19 protein-coding genes are annotated in these 20,863 nt (G+C 67.1%); 11 read left to right on the top strand and 8 right to left on the bottom strand.

Translation table 11 applies throughout. From position 1 onward, the window contains the following. Positions 1 to 61 precede the first annotated feature (61 nt). Together KME78_RS62495 and KME78_RS62500 are read right to left on the bottom strand one after the other, a co-directional pair. A complete protein-coding gene (locus KME78_RS62495) occupies positions 62 to 607 on the bottom strand; it encodes an HD domain-containing protein (protein WP_219539737.1) in 546 nt (181 codons plus the stop codon). 295 nt (positions 608 to 902) lie between these two features. Continuing rightward, positions 903 to 1,457 carry a hypothetical protein gene (locus KME78_RS62500; RefSeq protein ID WP_219539738.1) on the bottom strand — a complete coding sequence of 185 codons (555 nt, stop codon included), beginning with the start codon at positions 1,455 to 1,457 and terminating at the stop codon, positions 903 to 905. 709 nt (positions 1,458 to 2,166) lie between these two features. Between KME78_RS62500 and KME78_RS62505 the strand changes: the two genes are divergently transcribed. Beyond that, entirely contained in the window at positions 2,167 to 2,877 is a 711-nt protein-coding gene (locus tag KME78_RS62505) for a hypothetical protein (protein ID WP_219539739.1), read from the top strand. A 393-nt stretch (positions 2,878 to 3,270) separates the two neighbouring features. Here the strand turns inward: KME78_RS62505 and KME78_RS62510 are convergent, their stop codons facing one another. The 4 genes from KME78_RS62510 to KME78_RS62525 form a co-directional block, all read right to left on the bottom strand. After that, positions 3,271 to 4,278, bottom strand: coding sequence for a hypothetical protein (locus KME78_RS62510; RefSeq protein WP_219539740.1), 1,008 nt, complete (start codon positions 4,276 to 4,278; stop codon positions 3,271 to 3,273). Between the two features lie 115 nt (positions 4,279 to 4,393). Further along, positions 4,394 to 4,546 carry a hypothetical protein gene (locus tag KME78_RS62515; protein WP_219539741.1) on the bottom strand — a complete coding sequence of 51 codons (153 nt, stop codon included), beginning with the start codon at positions 4,544 to 4,546 and terminating at the stop codon, positions 4,394 to 4,396. Between the two features lie 228 nt (positions 4,547 to 4,774). Then, a complete protein-coding gene (locus KME78_RS62520) occupies positions 4,775 to 5,791 on the bottom strand; it encodes a hypothetical protein (RefSeq protein WP_219539742.1) in 1,017 nt (338 codons plus the stop codon). 67 nt (positions 5,792 to 5,858) lie between these two features. Next, on the bottom strand, positions 5,859 to 7,001 hold the full coding sequence (locus tag KME78_RS62525) for a GntR family transcriptional regulator (protein WP_219539743.1): 1,143 nt from the start codon (positions 6,999 to 7,001) through the stop codon (positions 5,859 to 5,861). Between the two features lie 162 nt (positions 7,002 to 7,163). Between KME78_RS62525 and KME78_RS62530 the strand changes: the two genes are divergently transcribed. The 7 genes from KME78_RS62530 to KME78_RS65815 are packed head-to-tail and all read left to right on the top strand — an operon-like array spanning position 7,164 to position 15,749. Beyond that, positions 7,164 to 8,450 (top strand): glycoside hydrolase family 125 protein, encoded by a 1,287-nt coding sequence (locus tag KME78_RS62530; protein ID WP_219539744.1) that lies wholly within the window; start codon positions 7,164 to 7,166, stop codon positions 8,448 to 8,450. Continuing rightward, positions 8,447 to 9,337 carry a carbohydrate ABC transporter permease gene (locus tag KME78_RS65810; RefSeq protein WP_219539745.1) on the top strand — a complete coding sequence of 297 codons (891 nt, stop codon included), beginning with the start codon at positions 8,447 to 8,449 and terminating at the stop codon, positions 9,335 to 9,337. Before KME78_RS62530 ends, KME78_RS65810 begins: the two co-directional genes overlap by 4 nt. Continuing rightward, the gene (locus tag KME78_RS62540; protein WP_219539746.1) at positions 9,334 to 10,200 is read left to right on the top strand and encodes a carbohydrate ABC transporter permease; all 867 of its coding nucleotides are present in this window, start codon (positions 9,334 to 9,336) and stop codon (positions 10,198 to 10,200) included. Before KME78_RS65810 ends, KME78_RS62540 begins: the two co-directional genes overlap by 4 nt. Positions 10,201 to 10,225: 25 nt before the next feature. Then, entirely contained in the window at positions 10,226 to 11,509 is a 1,284-nt protein-coding gene (locus KME78_RS62545) for an ABC transporter substrate-binding protein (RefSeq protein ID WP_219539747.1), read from the top strand. A gap of 25 nt (positions 11,510 to 11,534) precedes the next feature. Continuing rightward, the gene (locus KME78_RS62550; protein WP_219539748.1) at positions 11,535 to 13,439 is read left to right on the top strand and encodes a glycoside hydrolase family 76 protein; all 1,905 of its coding nucleotides are present in this window, start codon (positions 11,535 to 11,537) and stop codon (positions 13,437 to 13,439) included. Positions 13,440 to 13,497: 58 nt separating this feature from the next. Next, positions 13,498 to 14,562, top strand: a complete 1,065-nt coding sequence (locus KME78_RS62555; protein ID WP_219539749.1) for a glycoside hydrolase family 76 protein — start codon at positions 13,498 to 13,500, stop codon at positions 14,560 to 14,562. Between the two features lie 59 nt (positions 14,563 to 14,621). Then, positions 14,622 to 15,749 (top strand): alpha/beta hydrolase family protein, encoded by a 1,128-nt coding sequence (locus KME78_RS65815; RefSeq protein WP_219539750.1) that lies wholly within the window; start codon positions 14,622 to 14,624, stop codon positions 15,747 to 15,749. 98 nt (positions 15,750 to 15,847) lie between these two features. Here KME78_RS65815 and KME78_RS62565 read toward each other — a convergent pair whose 3' ends face one another. Next, positions 15,848 to 16,411 (bottom strand): TetR/AcrR family transcriptional regulator, encoded by a 564-nt coding sequence (locus KME78_RS62565; RefSeq protein WP_219539751.1) that lies wholly within the window; start codon positions 16,409 to 16,411, stop codon positions 15,848 to 15,850. 103 nt (positions 16,412 to 16,514) lie between these two features. Between KME78_RS62565 and KME78_RS62570 the strand changes: the two genes are divergently transcribed. Further along, a complete protein-coding gene (locus KME78_RS62570; RefSeq protein ID WP_219539753.1) occupies positions 16,515 to 17,441 on the top strand; it encodes an NmrA family NAD(P)-binding protein in 927 nt (308 codons plus the stop codon). A gap of 32 nt (positions 17,442 to 17,473) precedes the next feature. On the opposite strand, the gene KME78_RS62575 is transcribed toward KME78_RS62570, so the two are convergent. After that, positions 17,474 to 17,854: a winged helix-turn-helix transcriptional regulator gene (locus tag KME78_RS62575; protein ID WP_219539754.1), complete on the bottom strand. Its 381-nt coding sequence runs from the start codon at positions 17,852 to 17,854 to the stop codon at positions 17,474 to 17,476. 81 nt (positions 17,855 to 17,935) lie between these two features. Between KME78_RS62575 and KME78_RS62580 the strand changes: the two genes are divergently transcribed. Then, the gene (locus KME78_RS62580) at positions 17,936 to 18,364 is read left to right on the top strand and encodes a RidA family protein (protein ID WP_443687893.1); all 429 of its coding nucleotides are present in this window, start codon (positions 17,936 to 17,938) and stop codon (positions 18,362 to 18,364) included. 173 nt (positions 18,365 to 18,537) lie between these two features. Next, positions 18,538 to 20,863: ATP-binding protein (locus KME78_RS62585; protein ID WP_219539756.1), on the top strand; the 2,326-nt coding region annotated here is incomplete at its 3' end.

Consider the following 20,863-nt stretch of genomic DNA (forward strand, 5'->3'; position numbering starts at 1 on the left):
GATCAACCTCATCCGCCTGGACGCCTGGCTCACCCAGACACCCCTCGGCGCGACCCGAGTCTCACACTTCGCGCGCCTCGACCTGACACTCACCGCATGACCCACCGAATTGGGCAACGGAGTCCTTGAGGCGGGGGAATTGGGCGTGCACCTCGTCGGCGAACCCTGAGGGCAAGCGGTGGGCTCCCGTACCGGTCACATCCACATGGGTGCCCCGCTGGGCGAATGCCACCTCCGGCTGCTTGCGGTTGGCGATTCCAGCCGAGGTGTGCAGCGCGATCGCGTCCCACACCACCTGCGTCCGCTCTTCGCTGACACTCTGCTCGCGCAGAAAACGAACGGCGAGATCGGCGCCGTCGACCTCGAAACGCTGGTTCCCGTTGCCTTCGTCGGTCAATCCGACATCGTGCAGGACACTTCCCAGGAACAGGAGTTCGTCGTCGTAGTCGTCGCCGGGTGCCAATCCCTCCTGCTGGGCCAGAACACTGCCGAACAGATAAGCACGGATACTGTGGTTGATCAGATACGGTGCTTCCATCCGCTCGACGAGCTCCCGTGCGCTGAGCGCAACGTCGGTAGTGGGAAAACGAATCTCGAATCCAGACATGACGAGCCGACCTTTCTCAGCAGGAAGAAGAACCAGGCGACAACTGCGGCCATGACGAGCGCGGGGCCGCATATCCACGAGTCTGCTGTAGGCGAGACATGGCAACAACGCCGCACACCCCTCAAATCACGCCATACCCTGCATGAAATCGGCCGCCTATCGGCCGTCCGATCTGCGCGAACCGCACCGACCATTGCCACATCGATGCTCCCGACTGTCGCTCAGGCGACCACCGTCTGGCATGGCCAAGGCGTGGCCGACACGTACCGATCTGCGGCTACAGCCGGCGCCCGACTCACTCCGGCGGCCGGGTAAAGGCGAACCGGCAGGTGAACACATGAGGAGTATCAGTTACCACGGCCCATCTGGGCGGCTCGTCAGCGACGGCTCGCATCTCAGCACGGAACGCGTCGAAACCGGTGCCGGACAGGAAACCGAATCCGGGGGCGTCCACCAGTCCTGGCTCCTCGTGCCGCCAGTAGTACACATCCGACTCGTCGTGATTGACATGGGGTGCGGCACGATAGGGGACCGCTGTCAGCCATGGCTCGTTACTGATGAGGCAAGCGACATACAGCATTCGGATCGCCGACGCGTACTCGCCCGTCAGGCGTGGGAAGCTACGGATCAAATCAATCTCCCGCTGACCAATGTGGACGAGGGAACAATCGCTGAACACAATATTTTGTGCATCAAGCAATCCGAGGCCAGTAATTGCTCGCAGCCAGGCGATTCGCGTAACAGGGCTGGAGCCGGCTTGTCTCAGCATTGCCAGCACGACGTCGATGCTTTCCCCCTGGGCCATCAACTGCCGTGCCACCACCACGACCTCAGCATCCGACATGTCCATCCACACAAGATAGGTAACCGACCGGCTTCGGAATCGTTCTGCAGACAACGAGGCGGCCTTGAAGCTGAGCCGCTGCCGATCACTACAAGGCCGTAAGGGCGAGTCTGCTGAACGATGCCCCCTGCGTCGAGTCCACGATGGCGACGTCTACGTCTGCCCTCACGCGCGAGCCGGGGCCGGTGCACTCGCCGGTGGATCTGACCTTGTCGCCAGGAGTACCAGCGCGGGCACGGCGCCTTGCACGGCGGGCTCAACCACAGCCGGATCGACGTGGAACAACTGCGGCAGGGGCTGGCTGGCGCGCCGGCCGGACGGGCGGATCGTGCTGGCGGTGGATGTGTCACCGTGGCTGCGCTCGGCTCCCTGCCGTAGATCGGTGCCGATGTTGCCCGATCCCACGGTGGCCGCACCCAACAAGCGGTGCGGTCGAGCCCGGAGGGTGGGCCGTCGAACGCGGCAGACCTGCGGGAACCAGTCGTGGGGTTCGGTCCTTGCCATCTCGCCCGCGACGGCAAGAACCCAGATTGACCATAATACGTTGAACAGAGTATGGTCTGCTGCCATGCTTACGAGACGGCGTCTCGCCGTTGCCGCATTCTGCCTGATAACGGCGGCAGGCTGTGCCTCTTCGACATCGCAGGCGCTACCTGCTGCCAGCAGCAGCGGGCCTGGCAAACCGCACCTCATCCAAGCGGCCATCGCGAACTGTATGAAGGGCAAGGGGTTCAGGTACGTTCCATGGGTCCCCAAGATCGGGACCCCCGAGGAGCAGCGTAAGGCCTGGACCGGCGACTACGAGGAGATGAAGAAGGACCGCTCTGAGACGGGCTTCGGCATCTTCGTTCCCCCGGCGAACCGCAAGGCCCTGTGGAAGGAGGCGGACAGCCCCAACTTCGTCATCAAGAACCAGTTGTCCGAGGCCCAGCAAGCCGCCTACGCCAAGGCGCTGACCGCCTGCCGCTCACAGTCGGTCAAGCAGGTCACCGGCAAGGTCATCACGTCCGATGCGGACCGGGCAGAGCAGGAGAACAAGCTGATCCAGCAGGTCGTGGAGCGCGAGCTCAACGGCGACCCGAAGCTGATCACGCTGGCTTCGGCCACGGGCGACTGCCTCAAGGGCAAGGGTTATCGAGTCGACTCCCTCAGGCCGTCGGACTTGAACGGACGGGGCTCGAACGAATTTGAGGCGCAGAAGCGGCAGATCGCCCTGAACGACGACATCCCCGAAAAGGACCTGCCCGAAGGGCAGTACTACGAGCCGCATCTCCCGGCGGCCACTGCCAAGCAATATCTGGCCAAGGAGGTCAGGGCAGCTCTCGACGACCTGGAGTGCGGCAAGGACTTCTACGCCGCGTACCTGCCGAGGAACGCGGAAATCGTCAACCGCGTGTCGGCGGAGTTCGGAGGTAGTGGGTTCTGACTTTCCTAAAGTTTATCCAGGTAGCTCAGCCACTTTTCAACGAGCGCCGCCGATGACCCTCTGTCATCGTCGAGGCCGTGCTATCAGCGGGCGCTCTTCAGGTGTCGAGCGCGGTCGCGCCTGTCAGCATCGCCAGGCCCCGCGCCGTCACCCGGTCGCGCCGAGTGCTCCAAGTCGAGGTCCTTGACGTTCAGCGCCAGGATCTCAGTCGCTCTGGCTGCCGTTTCATAGAGCATCCGCCACAGCGCCCGCTCACGCAGCGGATGTCACGGCGCGACAGCAGCCGGTGGATCGTGGTCTTGACCACCGCACGGCTTACGACGCTCGGCGTCGGCCCGGCCCAACAGGGCGATGACTCCCGGCAGTGAGCCCATTGCTCGGAATGGCTCAGTATCAGTGGTCGAGCATTTGCTCAGGGGTAAGCCCCGTTCGGGCGGCCACCTCGTCCAGTGCGCGCGTCACCTTGATCAGCACAGCTTTTTTGCGCACCTCGTTCCGTACCCTGGCCAGGGCGGCCATGGTGTCGAGGCCGTCGCGCTTGGACAGGACATGGACGGCGGCGTTGGCCAGCAGCTCGCTACGGAGGTAGGGGCCTTTGCCGTGGCCCGGGTAGAGCGCGGCGCCGCACGTCACCGCGACGTCGCCCAGCAGCCCTGGCACCCACGGCTGGTCGATCAGCTCGCACGTCCACACCACGCCGCGTACCAGCACCTCGGTGTGAGTGTCCAAGAAGATCTTGCTCGTCCATACGTAGCCATTGGCGCCGGAACTTTCCACCGTCTGTTCCTGATGCGCCGCCACCCGACCGAGGATCTCGCGGATCATCTCGACGGCGTCGTCCGTGAGCAGCGACCGTGCTTGGGTGAGCCACTTGACGCTGGACTTGAAGGTTCTGGTCGTCCTCCAGCCTTTCAGCGTCCAGTGCTTCAGCAGCGGCAAGACGGTGGGAGAGGCCAGTCGGGTGCCGTATTCCTCGGCCATGACATGGGCGAAAAGATCGAAGTCCCAGGTCAGCGCGCGCACGACACCGGCCGGGCCGTGCTCGGGCGGTTCGGTCAGCACTCGCTCGATCTGGTCGTGCAGCGCATCCCACGCCTTCGGGTAACGATCTTCGAGCTGCTCCGGTACCCAGTGCAACACCTGGCGGCGGTCACGATGGTCAAGGCGCTGAATGGCCGCCAGTGGGATCCGGTAAAGCTCCGCGTAGTTGCTGTGCTCGTAACTCACCAACCCATCAGCGGCCTTCCACAGGAACGTGACGTCCTCAACAGTCCAGGGCGTGTCGGCTTCGGCCGCTTCCAGCACGATCTGCAACACCCGGTCGTCGTAAACGTGGCCGCCCTCAGGGCCCAGACTGAGCCGCAACTGTGCCCAGCGCCCGAACGAGCGCCGCTCAACCACGTCCCCACCTGGCCGGTAACCAGTGTCGAACCGCGCGAACAGCTCACGCTCGGGCGGCTGTACGTCCTCCAGGACCTCGGCGCAATAGCCGGGGTATTCCTCGATGACACCCATGTCAGCCGCCGATCAGAGCGAGCTTGACGAACGACACGAGGTGACGAGTCACTGCTCCGCCGACGCACGGGCGGATGAATCCGCACGCCGAGATGCGCTCGGTGGCTGAGCGCGAATCGGCCGCGCGCTCGTCTCTGAAGGTGGTCATGGCCATCGCTCTGGCTCCATCCTTAGTCGTAGATCGTCTGGTAGACATGGACAGCAGCCGGACGGTCACGGATGTCCCGGTCCGACGGCGGGTAGCGGTGGTGTCGCTACAGGTACGACGTCTGCTGCCGGCCGAGGTGCCCCCACCCCGGCGTCCCGGCCATCCTCGGCGGCTACCGTCAGGCGACCGGTGTGGGGAGCTCGTGCGCTGTGCTTCACCTCACCTGGACGGGGTTCAGAACTCGATGAACCCGTACAGCGCGAGATGGTTCGACTTCGTACCGCCGACCGTGTGATCAATGCTCGACGACCGCACGGTGCCCTTGACGAAGAGGTAGTCGATCTTCCTGGACCCGCTGGTCGCCTTCGCTCCATAGCCGGTCATGCCGAAACCGCCGAGTGTGGTGGAGGCGATGTTCGCGCGGTTCGCGTCGATGCCGATCACCCGGATCGTTGACGCGTTCATCAGGGTGGTGGCGTCCGCGCCGACGTGGATGCCGGAATTGGCGATGCCCGTGTCGCCCGCGCCCGCGCAGGCGTTCGCTCCGTTCTGTTCCGGGAGGTGCATGGTCGAGGCGAAGACGGTCGTCCCCGTTTCCTTGATCGTGAACCTCGCCGCGAGAGCGCTGGTGCGCTTCCATTTGTAGGCGTTGGTGGTGCCGTCGTCGTTGTCCGGGGGCTTGTACAGAGTGCACCCGGCCCCGCCGTCGTACGGTGTTCCAGGCTTCAACCAGCCCGCGCTCCAGTACTTGGAGACGTCACCTGCCGCGAGGCTCAGCGTTCTGGTGTTGTAGATGATCCCGTTGGTCTGCCTCTTCTTCAGGTCGCCGAGCGCCTGCTGACTGCACTTGTGCGAGCTGCCCCATTCCTCGGGGTCGTCCCAGGCCACGAGCGCCTTGTAGGTGCCGGCCGGATAGCCGAACTTGGCCCCGAGCTGGTCGGCGTATGCCGTGGCCTGTCCGGTGCCACGCACCTGTTGCACGATCAGGAGATCGGGAGCCTTCACGTCAGAGGTGCCCGTCTTGCCGTTGTCGTCGACGAGCATCGAGGTGAGGTGGTCCGGGCCTGAGATGCGGGTGCAGGTGCCGTCGGCGTTGTTTCGCACCAGGTTCTCGATGTTGTTGTCGTAGACCCGTAAGACTCGATCCGCCGCGGCCGTGGGCGCTTCTTGCGCGTGCGCGATCGAGGGCGTGGTGAGCAGGGCAGCTGTCGCGAGCGCTACCACGCCAGGCGATCGGTAATGGAATGACATTGTCGAAGGGTAGCGATGATCGTCGGGCCTGTCGTGAGCCGATGATCCGGAAGCGACCTCCAAGGCGTCATCGGGTTTCGAGGCCGGCGTCGACGAGCGAGAACGGAATGGTGGACTGCTTCGGCACCGGCTCGCCCCGTACCTGCGCGAGGAGGAGCTCGACACCTCGTTTCCCCATCTCGCGCTGGTCCTGGCGGACGTGGAGGAACGCCGGTCCCGTGACCGGATCCACGGGTGAGTCGAAGCAGGCGATCAGGTACCTGTCAGAGCGGCCCAGGGTGGCCGCGGCTCGCGCCAGCACCCGCGCGAGGTTGTACTCGCAGGCGACAAACGCTGTGATCTCCGGCTGCTCGCGCAGGAACGTCACGGCCCGCTCGACGTCGGCCAGGACCCCCTCAGGGGTGAAGGCGCCGGGAAGAGTGCTGCGCATGTCGGTCAGCAGGTGGTGGCCGACGGGTGCCAGGCCACGGTCGGCGAAGGCGGCGCGGAAGCCTTCGAGCCGGGCCTCGATGCTGGAGGTGTTCTCCGGCGGGGGTGACACGAAGGCGATGTGCTGGTGCCCGAGATCGATGAGCCGCTCGGTCAGCGCCTTCGCGGCGGCCACGTTGTCGGTGTGCACCGCACAGCCGGGGATGCCGGACAGGTAGCGGTCGACGAGCACTACGGGATAGCCGTCCAGGATCATCCGCAGGAGGCTGGCGTTGTAGTACTCGCCGTGGACGGGGAACACCACCAGACCTTCCACCAGACCCGACTCCACCAGGGACTCGATGGCCTTCTCCTCATCGCCCTGGCGGCCGCGGGTGCGCCTGATCACGAGGTTGATGCCGTGGTGGGCGCACTGCTCCTCGATCCCGTAGAAGAGCTCGAGCCCGTAGACGTCAGAGAGATCCGGTATGACCAGCCCGATCGCGCCCGGGGAGCGTTCCGGGACATGGGCGCGGGGCGAGGCGGGGGAAGCGGTGCCGACCTGGTCGAGATCGGGAATCTCGCGTGCCACGAAGGAGCCCTTGCCGCGGATCCGGTCGATGACGCCGGCCTGGCGGAGCACCTCCAGCGCACGTTTGGAGGTGATGCGACTCACGTCGAACCGCTCGGCCAGCTCCATCTCGGATGGGACGCGCGCACCCGGAGCCAAGGCCCCTCGCTTGATCTCCTCTAAGAGGTAGTTGCAGATCCGCTCGTACAGCAGCGGAGCGTCCACGGTCACGTCCTCTCCTCGCCTCACAAGTTGGTATGCAGCTTGATATTACATGTATACCAGCACCTCTGGCCGATTCGATGCCTGCGACATATTGACTTATACCAAGTCCGTTACCTAACGTTTCGGCCACATGACATCTCATATCAAGTCGAGCCAACGGAGATCAACGTGGCCGTGCCCTCCAGGTTGACGTCACCAGCCCTGCACCGGGCGGCGACCCGGGTCGAGGACGACCTCGCGAGCGGAGCTCCCGATGTGGCCCGGATGTTCCGGCAGTGCCTGCTCAACACGATGGACTCTACGGTGAGCACACTCCCGGACGGAACCACGTTCGTGATCACGGGTGACATTCCGGCGATGTGGTTACGTGACTCCGCGGCCCAGGTCGAGCCGTACATCCGGTTCGCCGCCGACGACGAGAGCGTGCGAACCATGATCCGCGGGGTGATCCGCCGCCAGGCGATGTACATCGGGATCGATCCGTACGCCAACGCTTTCAACGAGGGCCCCAACGGCAACGGGCACCAAGGGGATCTCACCGCGATGAGCCCATGGGTCTGGGAGCGCAAATGGGAGCTCGACTCTCTGTGCTACCCGATCAGGCTGTGCAAGCGGTACTGGGACGCCACCGCGGACCGGTCCGTCTTCGACGACACCGTGCACCAGGCGCTCCGGATCGCGGTCGCCACGATGCGCGCCGAGCAGCGGCACGAGGCCTCGCCCTACTCCTTCGTACGCCCCGACGCCGAGGCGGCGAGTGACACCCTGCCTTTCGAGGGGCGCGGTACGCCGAGCCGATACACAGGGATGGTCTGGTCGGGTTTCCGGCCGAGCGACGACGCGTGCGCCTACGGCTACCTGATTCCGGCCAACATGTTCGCCGTCGTCGTCCTCGGCCATGTCGAGGAGTTCGCCGAGCACATCTACGGCGACGCGGCGCTGGCGGAACAGGCGGCGAGCCTGCGCGCGGAGATCGACCGGGGCATCCAGGCCCACGCCCGGCTGGAACACCCCGTGCACGGGACCATCTACGCCTACGAGACCGACGGCCTTGGCCACCACAACCTGATGGACGACGCCAACGTTCCGAGTCTGCTGTCGATCCCGTACCTGGGCTATCGCCCGGCCACTGATCCGGTCTACCGGAACACCCGGGCGTTCGTCCTCAGCCCTGACAATCCGCACTACGCCGTCGGGCGGCGAGCCAGCGGAGTGGGCAGCCCGCACACTCCCCCCGGACAGGTCTGGCCGATGTCACTGATCATGCAAGGACTGACCGCGACGGACACCGCCGAACAATGGGACGTGCTCGCCACGCTCGCGGACACCACCGCCGGCACCGGGTACATGCACGAGAGCTTCGACCCCGACGACCCGAGCCGGTTCACCCGCCCCTGGTTCGGCTGGGCCAACAGCCTCTTCGCCGAACTCGTCATGAAAGTCGCGCTGTCGTGACGGCGTCGGCCGCGCCCCGGCTCGACCGGGATCAGGCACGGGCGGGAAAGCTCTTCGTGGCGCCGGCGATGGTGCTGTTCGTGATCTTCAATGCGCTGCCGGTGCTCGGTGCGCTCGCGCTCAGCTTCACCGACTACGACATTCTCACCCCGCCCTCCTGGGCCGGTCTCGGGAACTACACGCGGCTCTTCGATGACGACACCTTCATCACCTCGCTGAAGAACATCGTCGGCTACTGCCTGATGTTCGTTCCCCTGATGATCGTGCTCTCCCTGCTGCTGGCTCTCGCGCTCAACAGCAGGCTTCCAGGGATGACCATCTTCCGGACGATCTACTTCATACCGGTGGTCACTTCTCCGGTGGCCGCGGCGACCGTATGGGCGTGGATGCTGAACGGCCACTACGGGGTGATCAACGAGGCCCTGCGCCTGATCGGTATCGACGGGCCCGCGTGGCTCGGCGATCCCGGTACCGCGATGATCTCGATCGTCCTGGTCACCCTGTGGCAGGGCGTCGGCTCGAACATGCTGATCTATCTGGCGGGTCTGCAGGGCGTGCCGGACTACCTCTACGAGGCGGCGGCGCTCGACGGGGCCGGACGCTGGCGGAGCTTCCTGCACATCACGTGGCCCTCGCTGCGGACCACGACGTTCTTCGTGACCACGCTCTCGCTGATCGGCGCGTTCCAGCTGTTCGACCAGGCGTACGTGATGACCAAGGGCGGGCCGGGACAGGCCACGCTCACGCCCGTCTACCAGATCTACGAGACCGGGTTCAACCGTCTGCAGATGGGCTACGCGTCGGCCCAGGCCTTCAGCCTCTTCCTGGTCATCGTCGCGGTGACGGTGATCAATCTGCGGGTCAACCGGGAGGAGACCGTCGAATGATCACCTACCTGAAGAGGTCGGCCTTCTACGGCGTGCTCACGCTGTTCGGCCTGTTCATGCTGCTGCCCTTCCTGTGGTCGCTGTCGACGTCCCTCAAACCGGACGACGAGATCATCGCCCTTCCGGTCAAGTGGCTACCCAGCCGCATCACCTTCGAGCACTACTGGTACGCCTTCACCTCGGTGCCCTTCGCGCGCTACTTCGCCAATTCGATGGCGTTCGCGGTCATCGGGGTCCTGACGAACCTGTTCCTCGGCTCGCTCGCCGGTTACGCCTTCGCGCGGCTGCGGTTCCGCGGCGGTGTGCTGATGTTCCGGCTGCTTCTCGCGTCCATGATGGTGCCGGCCGTGGTGACGCTCGTGCCCTCCTTCCTCATCGTGCGCAGCATGCCGCTGACCGGGGGGAACGACCTCTTCGGACAGGGCGGATCGGGCCTGCTCAACACCTACTGGGCGATTGTCCTGCCGGGTGCCGTGGGCGCGTTCGCCGTCTTCCTGATGCGCCAGTTCTTCCTCTCGCTGCCCAAGGAACTGGGCGAGGCCGCCCGGGTCGACGGCTGCCGGGAGTTCCGGATCTTCTGGAGCATCTACCTGCCCCTGTGCAAGCCGGCTCTGACCACGCTCGCGGTGTTCACCTTCATGGCGGGCTGGAATTCCTTCCTCTGGCCGCTCATCGTGCTCAACGACCCGGACATGAGCACCGTGCAGATGGGGCTGGCCGCCTTCTCCTACAACAAGAGCACCGACTACGGCCCACTCATGGCCGGTTCGGTGGTCGCGCTTCTGCCGACCCTGCTCCTGTTCGCCTTCGGGCAGCGCTACCTCACCCGGGGAATCGCCTTCACCGGGTCTGGATCCAGATGACAAGCAAGAAAAGGAGTGACCGCCCATGCGTCACGCACCCCCCAGGCGGTTGGTCTTCGCGAGCGTGGCCGCTCTCGCGATGGTTCTCACCGGCTGCGCCTCGTCCACCTCTGGCTCCACCGCCTCCGGCGGGGTGGTGAAGCTGAAGTTCTGGGGCGACTGGTCCGGTGAGGGCGAGAAGCAGTTCCGCACCATGACCGACGCCTTCAACAAGACACACAAGAACATCCAGGTCGAGTACGTCATCCAGAAGGACATGCTCACCAAGTTCCTCACCGCCTCGACCTCGGGCCAGGCTCCCGACGTCATGTTCTGGGACCGGTGGCGGACCGCGAGCTACGCGCCGAAGGGAGTCCTGTACCCCATAGACGACCTGCTCAAGAAGGACGGCATCGAGCGTGAGCGCTTCTACGGCGAGGCGCTGAACGAGCTGACCAACAAGGGCAAGCTGTACGGCCTGCCGCTCACCGTCGACGCCCGCGCCCTGTTCTACAACAAGGCGCACCTCAAGGAGGCCGGGGTGGAGCCGCCCAAGACGTGGGCGGAGCTCGAGCAGGCGGCGATCAAGCTGACCAAGCACGAGAGCGGCGGCAAGCTCGAGCGCGCGGGACTCTCTCTCGGTGACGCCGGCCTGTTCAGCATGTACCTGCGGCAGGCGGGCGGCCAGATGGTCAGCGACGACTGCTCCCACACCACCTTCAACACCCCTCAAGGGGTCGAAACCCTCAACCTGTGGGGCCGGCTTGTCAAGGCCGGGGCCTACCAGGCCGGTTTCGAAGAGGGCCTCGGCGAGGGTACCGATGCCTTCGCCACCGGCAAGGTGTCGATGATCCTCACCGGTCCGTGGAACATCACCACCTACAAGAAGTACGGCAAGGACCTCGACTTCGGCATCGTCCAGCCGCCTGCGGGCGCGAGCGGCGGGACCGGCAGCGTCATGGGCGGCTTCGGCCTGGTCATCCCGCAGGCGGCCAAGCAGAAGGAGGCCGCCTGGGAGTTCGTCAAGTGGTGGACGGCCGAGAAGGACAACGCGCTCCTGTGGGCGAAGACCAGCTTCAACATCCCCGGCAACATCCAGGCGACGCAGGACCCCTTCTTCACGGACGATCCGTTCTGGAAGCCGATCCTCGACACGCTCAAGTACGCCAAGACCCGGCCGGCGTGCGCGGGCTACGCGCCGATGGAGGACGACGCGCTGATTCCCAACCTGCAGCTGTTCCTCGGCGGCAAGCTCACCGCCGAGCAGGCTCTGGCGAAGGCGCAGGAGCAGGGGGACAAGGTCCTGACCACCAACAACGCCGCCGGCTAACCGCTCCTACCTCGAGGTGAGCATCTTGAAACTGCGTATCGCCGCCGTCTCCTTACTCCTGGCGTTAGCCGGGCTCGTGCCGCAGCAGCCCGCGGCCGCCGCGACATCAGCCGACGCCGACGCCGCCATGACCGCGTTCACCAACGCGTTCTGGGACCCGGCCAAGAAGTACTTCTACGTCAACAGCGATCACCAGATCCACAGTGAGCACGCTTACGGCCCCGAATCGGGCAAGTACACCGACTTCTGGTGGGAGGCCCAACTCTGGGAACTGGTGATGGACACCTACCAGCGAACCGGCAGCTCCACCTACCGGCAGATGATCGACGACGTCTACACCGGTTTCCTCGCCTACTACCCGACCTTCAGCAACGACTTCAACGATGACCTCGCATGGTGGGCTCTGGCGAGCATCCGGGCCTACGAGATCACCGGAACGAGCACCTACCTCACCACGGCGCGGACCCTGCTCGACTCCATCTGGGCCTACCAGGACTCCACCTACGGAGGGGGAATCTGGTGGCAGCGCGGCACGCAGAACCAGAAGAACGTCGCCACCAACGCCACGGCGGCGACGGCCGCGGCCAGGATCTACTCCGCCACCGGCGACAGTACGTACCTCTCCCGGGCCCAGAGCCTGTTCAGCTGGGTCAAGAGCACACTCCAGTCTTCCGGGCACGTCTACGACCACGTCGAAGGGTCCGGTTCCGGCACGGTCGTCAAGTGGGACTTCAGCTACAACTTCGGCAGCTACATCGGGGCCGCCGCCGCGCTCAACACCGCGACGGGGACCAGCGCGTACCTGACCGATGCCACGGACGCCGCCACCTGGGCGACGACCTATCTCACCAACGGCGGCACACCCATCTATGAGGGCACCAACGACGGCGGAGGCTTCAAGACCGTCCTGATCCGCAATCTCGCGCGCCTGGTCACCGGGTACGGCCAGTCGCAATACCTGCCGTACCTGCAGCGCAACGCGACCCAGGGGTGGAACCACCGCCGGACGAGCGACAACCTCGTCGGGCCCGACTGGTCCGCGCCGACCGGCAGCGGCTACATCCAGAGCCTCACGGCGGCCGCCGCCGCGAGCGCGCTGCAGGTGACCACTCCCGACGGGAACACCGGCCCGCAGCCGGAGAACGGCCTCTACCAGGCGGAGAACGCGGTCGCCACACAGGTCGGTGCGGAGAGCACGAATTCCGGCTTCACCGGGCGCGGCTATCTGGCGGGCTGGTCGACCGCCACCCAGTCGGTGACGTTCAACGTCAACGTCCCGTCGGCCGGCCCGCACGAACTGCGGCTCCGATACGCCGCGGCAGCCGGCGACGCCGGACGCAAGGTCGTGGTCAACGGCAGCGTGGTCGCCGCCAACCAGTCCTTCCCCGGCACCGCCGGCTGGTCGACGTGGAACACCGCGACGCTCAACGGAGTCACCCTCAACCAGGGCTACAACACCATCAGCATCGCCATCGACACCTCCGCCGGGAACGGCAACTACCTCAACCTCGACTCTCTCCAGATCTCCCGGCAGCTCCAGGCCGAGACGGGCACCCTGCACAGCGTGGGCACCGAATCGTCCAACGGGGGATATACCGGAAGCGGCTACGTCGCCGGCTGGAACGCCAACGGGCAGTGGGTCGACCTGACCGCGAACGTCAGCCGTGCCGGGACGTACGACCTGACCTTCCGGTACGCGGCGGCCGCCGGCAACGCCTCCCGCTACATCTACGTCAACTCCGCGTCGGCCACGAACAACCTGTCATTCCCCGGCACGGGCAACTGGGCGACATGGAACACCGTCACCTTGACGAACGTCCAGCTCCAGGCCGGCGCCAACACGATCTCGGTGATCTTCGACAGCTCCAAGGGGAGCACCAACTGGCTCAACCTCGATGAGCTGACCCTGCGATACGCACCGTCCGCTTGATCCGCGCGATCGGCACCATCTCGAATGGATGGTGCCGATCGCCTACAGGAAGGAAACGATGACCGCCGAGCCTCGCCCCTGGGGCGACGAGCACGTCTGGGACAGTCGAGCCGAACTTCTGCAGAACAGCCTCGAACGGTATTTCGGCGCCCCGGGTGAGCAACTGCTCAACAACTGGCATCCCTGTGAACCGGGCGACAACGAGACCTTCAACTTCTGGTGGCTGGCGCACGTCCTGGACGTGCGGATCGACGCCTATCTGCGCACCGGGGAGGAGAGCCGCATCGAGCAGGCCCGCCTGGTCTACGAGAACATCCGCCGCCGCAACCATGGATCGCTGTTCAACGACTACTTCGACGACATGCTGTGGCTCGCCCTCGCGGTCCTGCGCCTGGCGGACGCCACCGGAGACGCCGCCTTGGCAGCACAGGCCGTACGGATCTGGGAGCACGTGCACACGCACGGCTGGAACGATCACGAAGGCGGCGGCATCGCATGGCGCGTCCAGCAGCCCGCCTACAAGAACACCCCGGCGAACGGTCCGTTCGTGATCCTTTCCGCGCGGCTCCACGAGCGCACCGGTGAGCCGCGCTTTCTCACCGCGGCGACCCGCACGATGGAGTGGCTGGAGAAGACCCTGGTCCGTACGGACGGGTTCGTCGAGGACGGCGTCAACCGTCTGGGCGACCACGCCATCGACAGCCAATGGCGGTTCACCTACAACCAGGGCCTCTACATCGGCGCCTGCGTGGAACTGGCCCAGGCCGGCGACGACACCCAGCTGGCGAAGGCCTCCCGCACGGCGCATGCGGCCATCGCCGAACTCGCCACCGACGGAGTCTTCACCGGCGAAGGAGGAGGCGGCGACGAGGGCCTGTTCAAAGGCGTCTTCTACCGCTACGCCGGGCAACTGGTCAGGGCCGGCGGCGAACCGGAGCTCCGGGAATTCCTGCTGGCCGGCACGTCACGCCTCTGGGAGTCGGGCTTCCAGGACGACTCACTGCTCGCCGCTGACGACTGGCGCCGTCCCGCGCAGGGAAAGATCGCCTACTCGACCCAGCTCAGCGCGATCATGGCCACGGAGGTGTGTGCGGCGCTGTCCAAGGAGCCGATCTCCAGCTGAGGATCTCCCCCACAGCCGGGAAGTTTACACCGTATACGTCCAGCGTTTACGGTGTATACGTGAAGAGAATCGGAGCAGTGGCCGTCGGGGTGCTGGTGGTGCTCGTCGGCGCGACGGGGGTCGGGGCCTGGGTGGGCAGCGATCAGGCGGTCCAGGTCGTGCACTACGGGACCAGCAATGCGCGAGTGCTCGCCGTACAAGGCGGCCAGGTGACGTTGGAGCAGACACCGGAGACCGGCAAGCCGGGGACGTACTGGTTCGAATGGAGCGGGGCGTATTCCCTGCTGGGCGACGTCGTGTCCCGTGCGCCGGGGCGGGTGACGCGGCAGGTCGTTCGGGGGGCGACGCCCTCCGTGCGCACCCCTGGGTACTTCGGCAACGTGCCCCCCGGCGATCCCAAGGTCGCCTGGGGCATCGACTACTCCGAGATCATGGTCCGCACGGAGCTCGGGCCCGCCCCCGCCTGGTACGTCCCCGGGAAGGGCGCCACCTGGGTCGTCGCCGTCCACGGGCAGAACGGGCGCCGCAAGGCGGAGCTGAAGATCCTCCCGGTCGTGCACCAGCTCGGGCTGCCCTTCCTGGACATCAGCTACCGCAACGACGAGGGCGCGCCGTCGTCGCCCGACGGGCTGCTCCACCTCGGCGACGCGGAATGGCGGGACCTGGAGGCCGCCCTGCGCCAGGCGCAGACCATGGGGGCACGCAGGTTCGTGCTGTACGGCACCTCGATGGGCGGGCAGATCATCGGGCAGCTCCTGGCCAGGTCGCCGCTCGCGAACACGGTCGACCGCGTCGTCATGGACGCGCCCATGATCGACGTGCGGATGACTTCTGAGCAGGGGGCCAGGAACTTCCACGTGCCGGGCTTCGTGGCGGGCTTCGTGGCGGGGCTGTCGGACGCGGTCGTCGAGTGGCGTACCGGGGTCGACGTGGACCAGCTCAGCCTGATCCGCCACCCGCCGAAGGTCAGACCGCCGCTGCTGCTGATTCACACCGTTCCCGACACCGACCATCCGATCCAGGAGCCGCTCGACCTCGTCGCCGCCGCCGCGAAGCTGGGGTGGCAGATACAGTTCGAGAAGTTCGATCAGGGGGAGCACACGGAGGCGTGGAACGTGGATCGCGCCCGTTACGACCAGTTGATCCGCGGTTTTCTCTCTCAGGTCCGAGATATCACCGGGAAGTGACCACAGATCGAGGCCGAACGGGGCGAGCCCGCGTACAGCTTGATATCGCCGGGACGTGCATGACGTCGTCGGGATCCCTGCCGGTCACGAGCGGTCGCTCACTTCTGATGGGGGCTGACTCCCGCTACGGCCAGGCCGAGTAGCCGGCCCGCCTCGGCGGCGGGGTCCGGGTGGTGTTCGGTGGCCAGGGCGATGCCGGTGATCAGGGTGAGCAGGTCGGCGATGGTCACGCCCGGCGCCAGCGCGCCGTCGCGCGCGGCGCGACGCACCAGCGGCTCGCCCGCCTCGGTGAGCTGCGCGGTGCAGCAGTGCTCGTGCGCCGCGTCGGGGCCGGCCTCTCGGGTCAGTGCGATGGCCAGCCCTCGGATGGTCGCGACGTCCGCGGTGACGGCGCTCAGCCACTCCAGCAGCGCCGCCCGGCTGTCGGTCCCGCCGGTCAGGTCGCGGGCGTGGGCGCACAGCGTCTCGATCCGTTCGCGGAAGACCGCCTCCAGCAGTGCTTGGCGGCTGGGAAAGTGCCGGCGCACGGTGCCGGATCCGACTCCCGCGGTACGGGCGATCTGTTCCAGGGACGCGTCGGCACCGTGCTCGGCGATCGCCTCCTCGGCCACGGCGAGCAGGCGTACGTAATTGCGCCGGGCGTCCGCACGCTGGACGGGCATGGCGTCACCTCACATTTGCTAAGTGGCGGGGTCCGCCGTATCTTACCGGAACATAAGCGGCGACCCCCGCCGTTTAATGGATCCTCACGTCAGGAGCGGCCTCATGCCCACCGATCCCGCACCCGTTCTGGTCACCGGCGCCACCGGACAGCAGGGCGGCGCCACCGCCCGCGCCCTGCTCGCGACCGGCGTTCCCGTCCGGGCGCTGGTCCGCGACCCCGCGACCGACCGAGCCAGGGCGCTCCAAGCGCTCGGCGTCGAGCTGGTCACCGGCGACCTCCACGACCGCGACTCCGTGATCAGGGCCGCGGAAGGAGCCCGAGCCGTCTTCTCGGTGCAGATGCCGGCGATGAAGGAAGGCGCCTTCGACTTCGAAGGCGAGCTGACCCAGGCCGTCAACCTGATCGAAGGCGCGCGGGCCGCGGGTGTGCCGCAGTTCGTGCACACGTCCGTCTCCGGTGCGGGGCACCACACGGAGGCCCCCGGCTGGGCCGAAGGGCGCTGGGCACCAATGGAGCCCTACTACGCCGCCAAGGCCGGCGTCCAGGACCGGGTGCGTGCGGCGGGCTTCACGCACTGGTCGATCATCAAACCGGGCTTCTTCATGGAGAACTTCCTCCCGTCCGTGGGATACCTCCTGCCCCGCGGCCTCGAGGGCGGCGTGGTGACCGTGCTGAAGCCCGATACCCGGCTCTCCCTCGTCGCGGTCCACGACATCGGTACGGCGGCCGCCGCGGCCATCACCGCACCAGAGCGGTTCCACGAGGTCGAACTGCAATTGGCCGGCGACTACCTGGCGATGACCGACATCGCCAAGGTCCTCTCCCGCGCATGGGGAACCGAACTGACCGCGCCCGACATGACCACGGAAGAGGCTGTCGCCGCGGGAATGCCAGGGATGGGCGTCACTTCACACGAATTCCTCAACGTGGTCGGCCAACCCGCCCGCCCGGAGTACGCACGGGCCTTCGGCATCCCGCTCACGACCTTCGAGGAATGGGCGCACGGACACCCGCAGGCCACAGCCTGACACTCGGACGCCGCCCGCTACGGCCGAGGCGGTCAGGCGTCGAAGCGACGGCGGGCGGCCTCGATGTGACCGAAGTACCGGCGGGTCCAGCCGCACATCCCATCGACCGTCGCTCGCAGCGCCTGGCCCGGCTCGGTGAGGGTGTATTCGACCCGCGGCGGAACGGTGGCGTACACGGTGCGCTCGATCAGGCCGTAACGCTCCAGCATGCGCAGGTTCTGGGTGAGCATCTTGTGGCTGATGCCCTCGACCTCACTCCGCAGCTCACTGAAGCGCAGGGTGCGGTCACCGAGACCCTCGACGATCAGGAACGCCCACTTGTTGGCCACGTTCGAGAAGATCTCCCGCGCCAAGGAGCCCGCACGCGCCAGGTCCGCGTCCTCGGGCGAGCCGGTGAGCTGCTTGGTCACCATAAGGTTCTCCAGTCACGAAAAAGTGCGTTCTTCCACGTCAGCAGCCAGTCTCCTATTGTTCCTGAGTAACCACAAGAGAGCATGAGCGAGGAGACAGACACCATGGCCATCACCTTCGTCAACCCCAGCGGACTGCCCGAGATCGATGTCTACCGGCAGGTGTCGATCGCATCCGGATCGAAGCTGATCTTCATCGCCGGACAGGTCGCCTGGGACGCCGAGGGGGTCACGATCGGCGAGGGCGACCTCGCCGCGCAGGTCGAGCAGAGTTACCTCAACATCGGCACCGCCCTGGCCGAGGTCGGCGGCTCCTTCGACGATGTGGCGAAACTGACCTTCTACGTCGTCGACTGGACCCCCGACAAGATGCCCCCGCTCCTGGAAGGCATCTCCCGGGCAGCCGCGAAGCTGGGGGTCACCCCGGTCCCGCCCGCCACGCTGATCGGCGTTGCGGCACTGGACGTCCCCGACCACCTGGTCGAGATCGAAGCCACGGCGATCCTCGACTGAACACACTGAACCAGAGCCGACCCGGCGTCGTGGCGGACAAAGCAATTCTCCGCGTGCCGGGTATGCGAGCAGGCGCCTGGACAGCGACCTGAATCTATATGATCATCATCTCGCACCCTTGACTGACCGTGCGACGGGTCCTGGCGTGATCGCCGGATGGACCGGAGGATGCCATGACCGAGGACAGGTCGGCCACGTGGGGATCTGTCCGGCAGCCGTGGTCCGAGCTGGTCGGGCGGGCCCATGAGATGGCCCGGATCGAGGAGGCCATCGCCGGTGCGGCGGCCGGTGAATGCCAGCTGGTGCTCATCGACGGTGAGCCGGGGGTGGGCAAGACCCGGCTGCTCAGGCAGCTGATCGAGCGGGCGCACGCGGCCGGGCGGACCGTGCTCGCCGGCAGCGCCACCGAGTTCGAGCGGCTCGTCCCGTTCGGCATGTACGTGGACGCCTTCACCCGGCTGTCCGACGAGCACGACGCTCCCACCGCCGGCACCGGACCCGGTGAGCTCGCCGAGGCGGCGCTGCGTACCTTGCTGTCGGCGGGTGAGCGGAGCAACACCTTGGATCGCTATCACACCTACCGAGGCATTCGAGAGCTCCTGACCCACCTGGCCACCGACCGGGGCGTCGTCCTGGCGCTCGACGATCTGCACTGGGCGGACGGGCCGTCGCTGGAACTGACCGAGTTCCTCCAGCGCCGCCCGCCGGCCGGCGGATTCCTGCTGGCCGTCGCCTGCCGGTCGAGCATGATCCCACCGGTGGCAGGCGATGCCGTCGCCCGGCTGAGCCTGGCCCCGCTCGACGAGAACGCGGTCGCCTCGCTCATGCCGCCCGACGCGGACCCGCGCCGACGGCGGTTGATGTACCAGGTCAGCGGTGGCAACCCGTTGTTCGTGCGCGCGTTGCTGGACGCCGACGACAGCACCCTGGCGGAACTGGCCGACGGCCGGCCCGGGGCGGCGCTCGCCCTGGAGCAGACGCTGCTGGCGGTGCTGCGTGCGGAGTTGGACCGGCTCTCGCCGACGGCCCGCCGGGCGGCCCACGCGGCGGCGGTCGCCGGGGAGCTGGCCTCGCTCGTCGTCATCGCCCACGTCGCGGAGCTCGACGCCGCGACCGCCGCCACCGCCGTGGACGAGCTGTGCCGGCACGGTCTCGGCACGCTGACGGGCGCGCGGTTCGCCTTCCATCATCCGCTGGTACGCGGCGCCGCCTACGACACCTGTGGCCCAGGCTGGCGCGTCGCGGCGCATGCCCGGGCCGCCGACCATCTGCGCCGCACCGACGGATCGCTGGCGTTGCTCGCCCACCACACCGAGCGGTACGCCGAGCACGGTGACGAGCAGGCCGCCCGGACGCTGGGCGACGCCGGCATCGCCTACCTGGACTCGGCGCCGGAGAGCGCGGTGCGGCTGCTCCGCGACGCTCTGCGGGTGCTGCCGGAACGCGACGACCTCGTGCCCTATCGCGGCCACCTGCTCACCTGCCTGGCGAAGGGCACCGGAGTGATGGGCGAGCTGACCGAGAGCCGGCGCATCCTGCACGAGGTCATCCACTTGCCGCACGAGGTGGCCACGGCGGCGGTGGCCTTCTCCTCCGTGATCTCGCGGCTGCTCGGCCGGCTGGACGAGGCACGGGCCCTGTTGAGCGCGCGAACCGGACAGGCCGGGCATGACCGGCGGGTACGCGCCCAGCTCCTGCTGGAGGGCGCCTCCGTGGCGGTGTTGCGGGCGGACCCGGGCGAGGCGCGCGAGCACGCGCTCGAAGCCGTCGGGCTCCTGTCGGAATCGGCCGATCCGGCGCTCGGCGCCGCGACGCACGCCGTGCTGGCCCTGGCCTGCCTGCAGGACGGCGACCTCACCACGGCGCGGGCGCACAGCAGGCGGGCCGGATGGCTGATGGACAGCGCGTCGGACAACGCCCTGATAACGCACGTGGAGCTCATCGCGCCGCTCTCCTGGGGCGAGACCTGGCTGCAGCGGCCGGACGAGGCCGCGCGCCACCTCGCCCGGGGGGTCGATCTCGCGACGATGTCCGGCGGCAGCTACGCGATGCCGTACCTGCTCATCGCCCAGGCCCACCAGAGGGCCCGCGCCGGCCGCCTGGCGGAGGCCATCGAGATCGCGAGGCACGCCGCCACGGCGGCGGAGTACATCCAGAGCAGCGAGACGCTGGCGATGGCCCGCTGCGTCATGCTGCTGCCGGTGCTGTGGCGGCACGGCACCGGTCCGGCCATGAAGCTCGCCGGCCAGCTCGCCGAGGCCGCGCCCGGTTCGGCCTGGTGGCAGGCGATGGCGGACGTGTCGGTGGCCCGGGTCCGGCTCGCCGCCGGCCGCGCCGAGCCGGGTCACGCGCCGCCGCCATCGGTTCTCACCCGTGACACCGAGGTGGAGCGGCTGGCCGTGCAGTCGATCCAGGCCGGGGCCGAGGGCGACGTCGGCACCGCGCTCTACCGGTCGGCGGGGGGGGGGGCGCCCGCCGCCCGCCGGGCCCCGCGCCCGC

Source organism: Nonomuraea guangzhouensis (genome assembly GCF_019396345.1).
GTDB classification, from domain to species: Bacteria; Actinomycetota; Actinomycetes; order Streptosporangiales; family Streptosporangiaceae; genus Nonomuraea; species Nonomuraea guangzhouensis.

What these genes read in the sequence shown, in the direction of transcription:
- KME78_RS62495 (WP_219539737.1), bottom strand. Translation starts at nt 607, where the DNA reads ATGTCTGGATTCGAGATTCGTTTTCCCACTACCGACGTTGCGCTCAGC.
- KME78_RS62500 (WP_219539738.1), bottom strand. Translation starts at nt 1,457, where the DNA reads ATGGACATGTCGGATGCTGAGGTCGTGGTGGTGGCACGGCAGTTGATG.
- KME78_RS62505 (WP_219539739.1), top strand. Translation starts at nt 2,167, where the DNA reads ATGAAGGGCAAGGGGTTCAGGTACGTTCCATGGGTCCCCAAGATCGGG.
- KME78_RS62515 (WP_219539741.1), bottom strand. Translation starts at nt 4,546, where the DNA reads ATGGCCATGACCACCTTCAGAGACGAGCGCGCGGCCGATTCGCGCTCA.
- KME78_RS62520 (WP_219539742.1), bottom strand. Translation starts at nt 5,791, where the DNA reads ATGTCATTCCATTACCGATCGCCTGGCGTGGTAGCGCTCGCGACAGCT.
- KME78_RS62540 (WP_219539746.1), top strand. Translation starts at nt 9,334, where the DNA reads ATGATCACCTACCTGAAGAGGTCGGCCTTCTACGGCGTGCTCACGCTG.
- KME78_RS62545 (WP_219539747.1), top strand. Translation starts at nt 10,226, where the DNA reads ATGCGTCACGCACCCCCCAGGCGGTTGGTCTTCGCGAGCGTGGCCGCT.
- KME78_RS62555 (WP_219539749.1), top strand. Translation starts at nt 13,498, where the DNA reads ATGACCGCCGAGCCTCGCCCCTGGGGCGACGAGCACGTCTGGGACAGT.
- KME78_RS62565 (WP_219539751.1), bottom strand. Translation starts at nt 16,411, where the DNA reads ATGCCCGTCCAGCGTGCGGACGCCCGGCGCAATTACGTACGCCTGCTC.
- KME78_RS62570 (WP_219539753.1), top strand. Translation starts at nt 16,515, where the DNA reads ATGCCCACCGATCCCGCACCCGTTCTGGTCACCGGCGCCACCGGACAG.
- KME78_RS62575 (WP_219539754.1), bottom strand. Translation starts at nt 17,854, where the DNA reads ATGGTGACCAAGCAGCTCACCGGCTCGCCCGAGGACGCGGACCTGGCG.
- KME78_RS62580 (WP_443687893.1), top strand. Translation starts at nt 17,936, where the DNA reads ATGAGCGAGGAGACAGACACCATGGCCATCACCTTCGTCAACCCCAGC.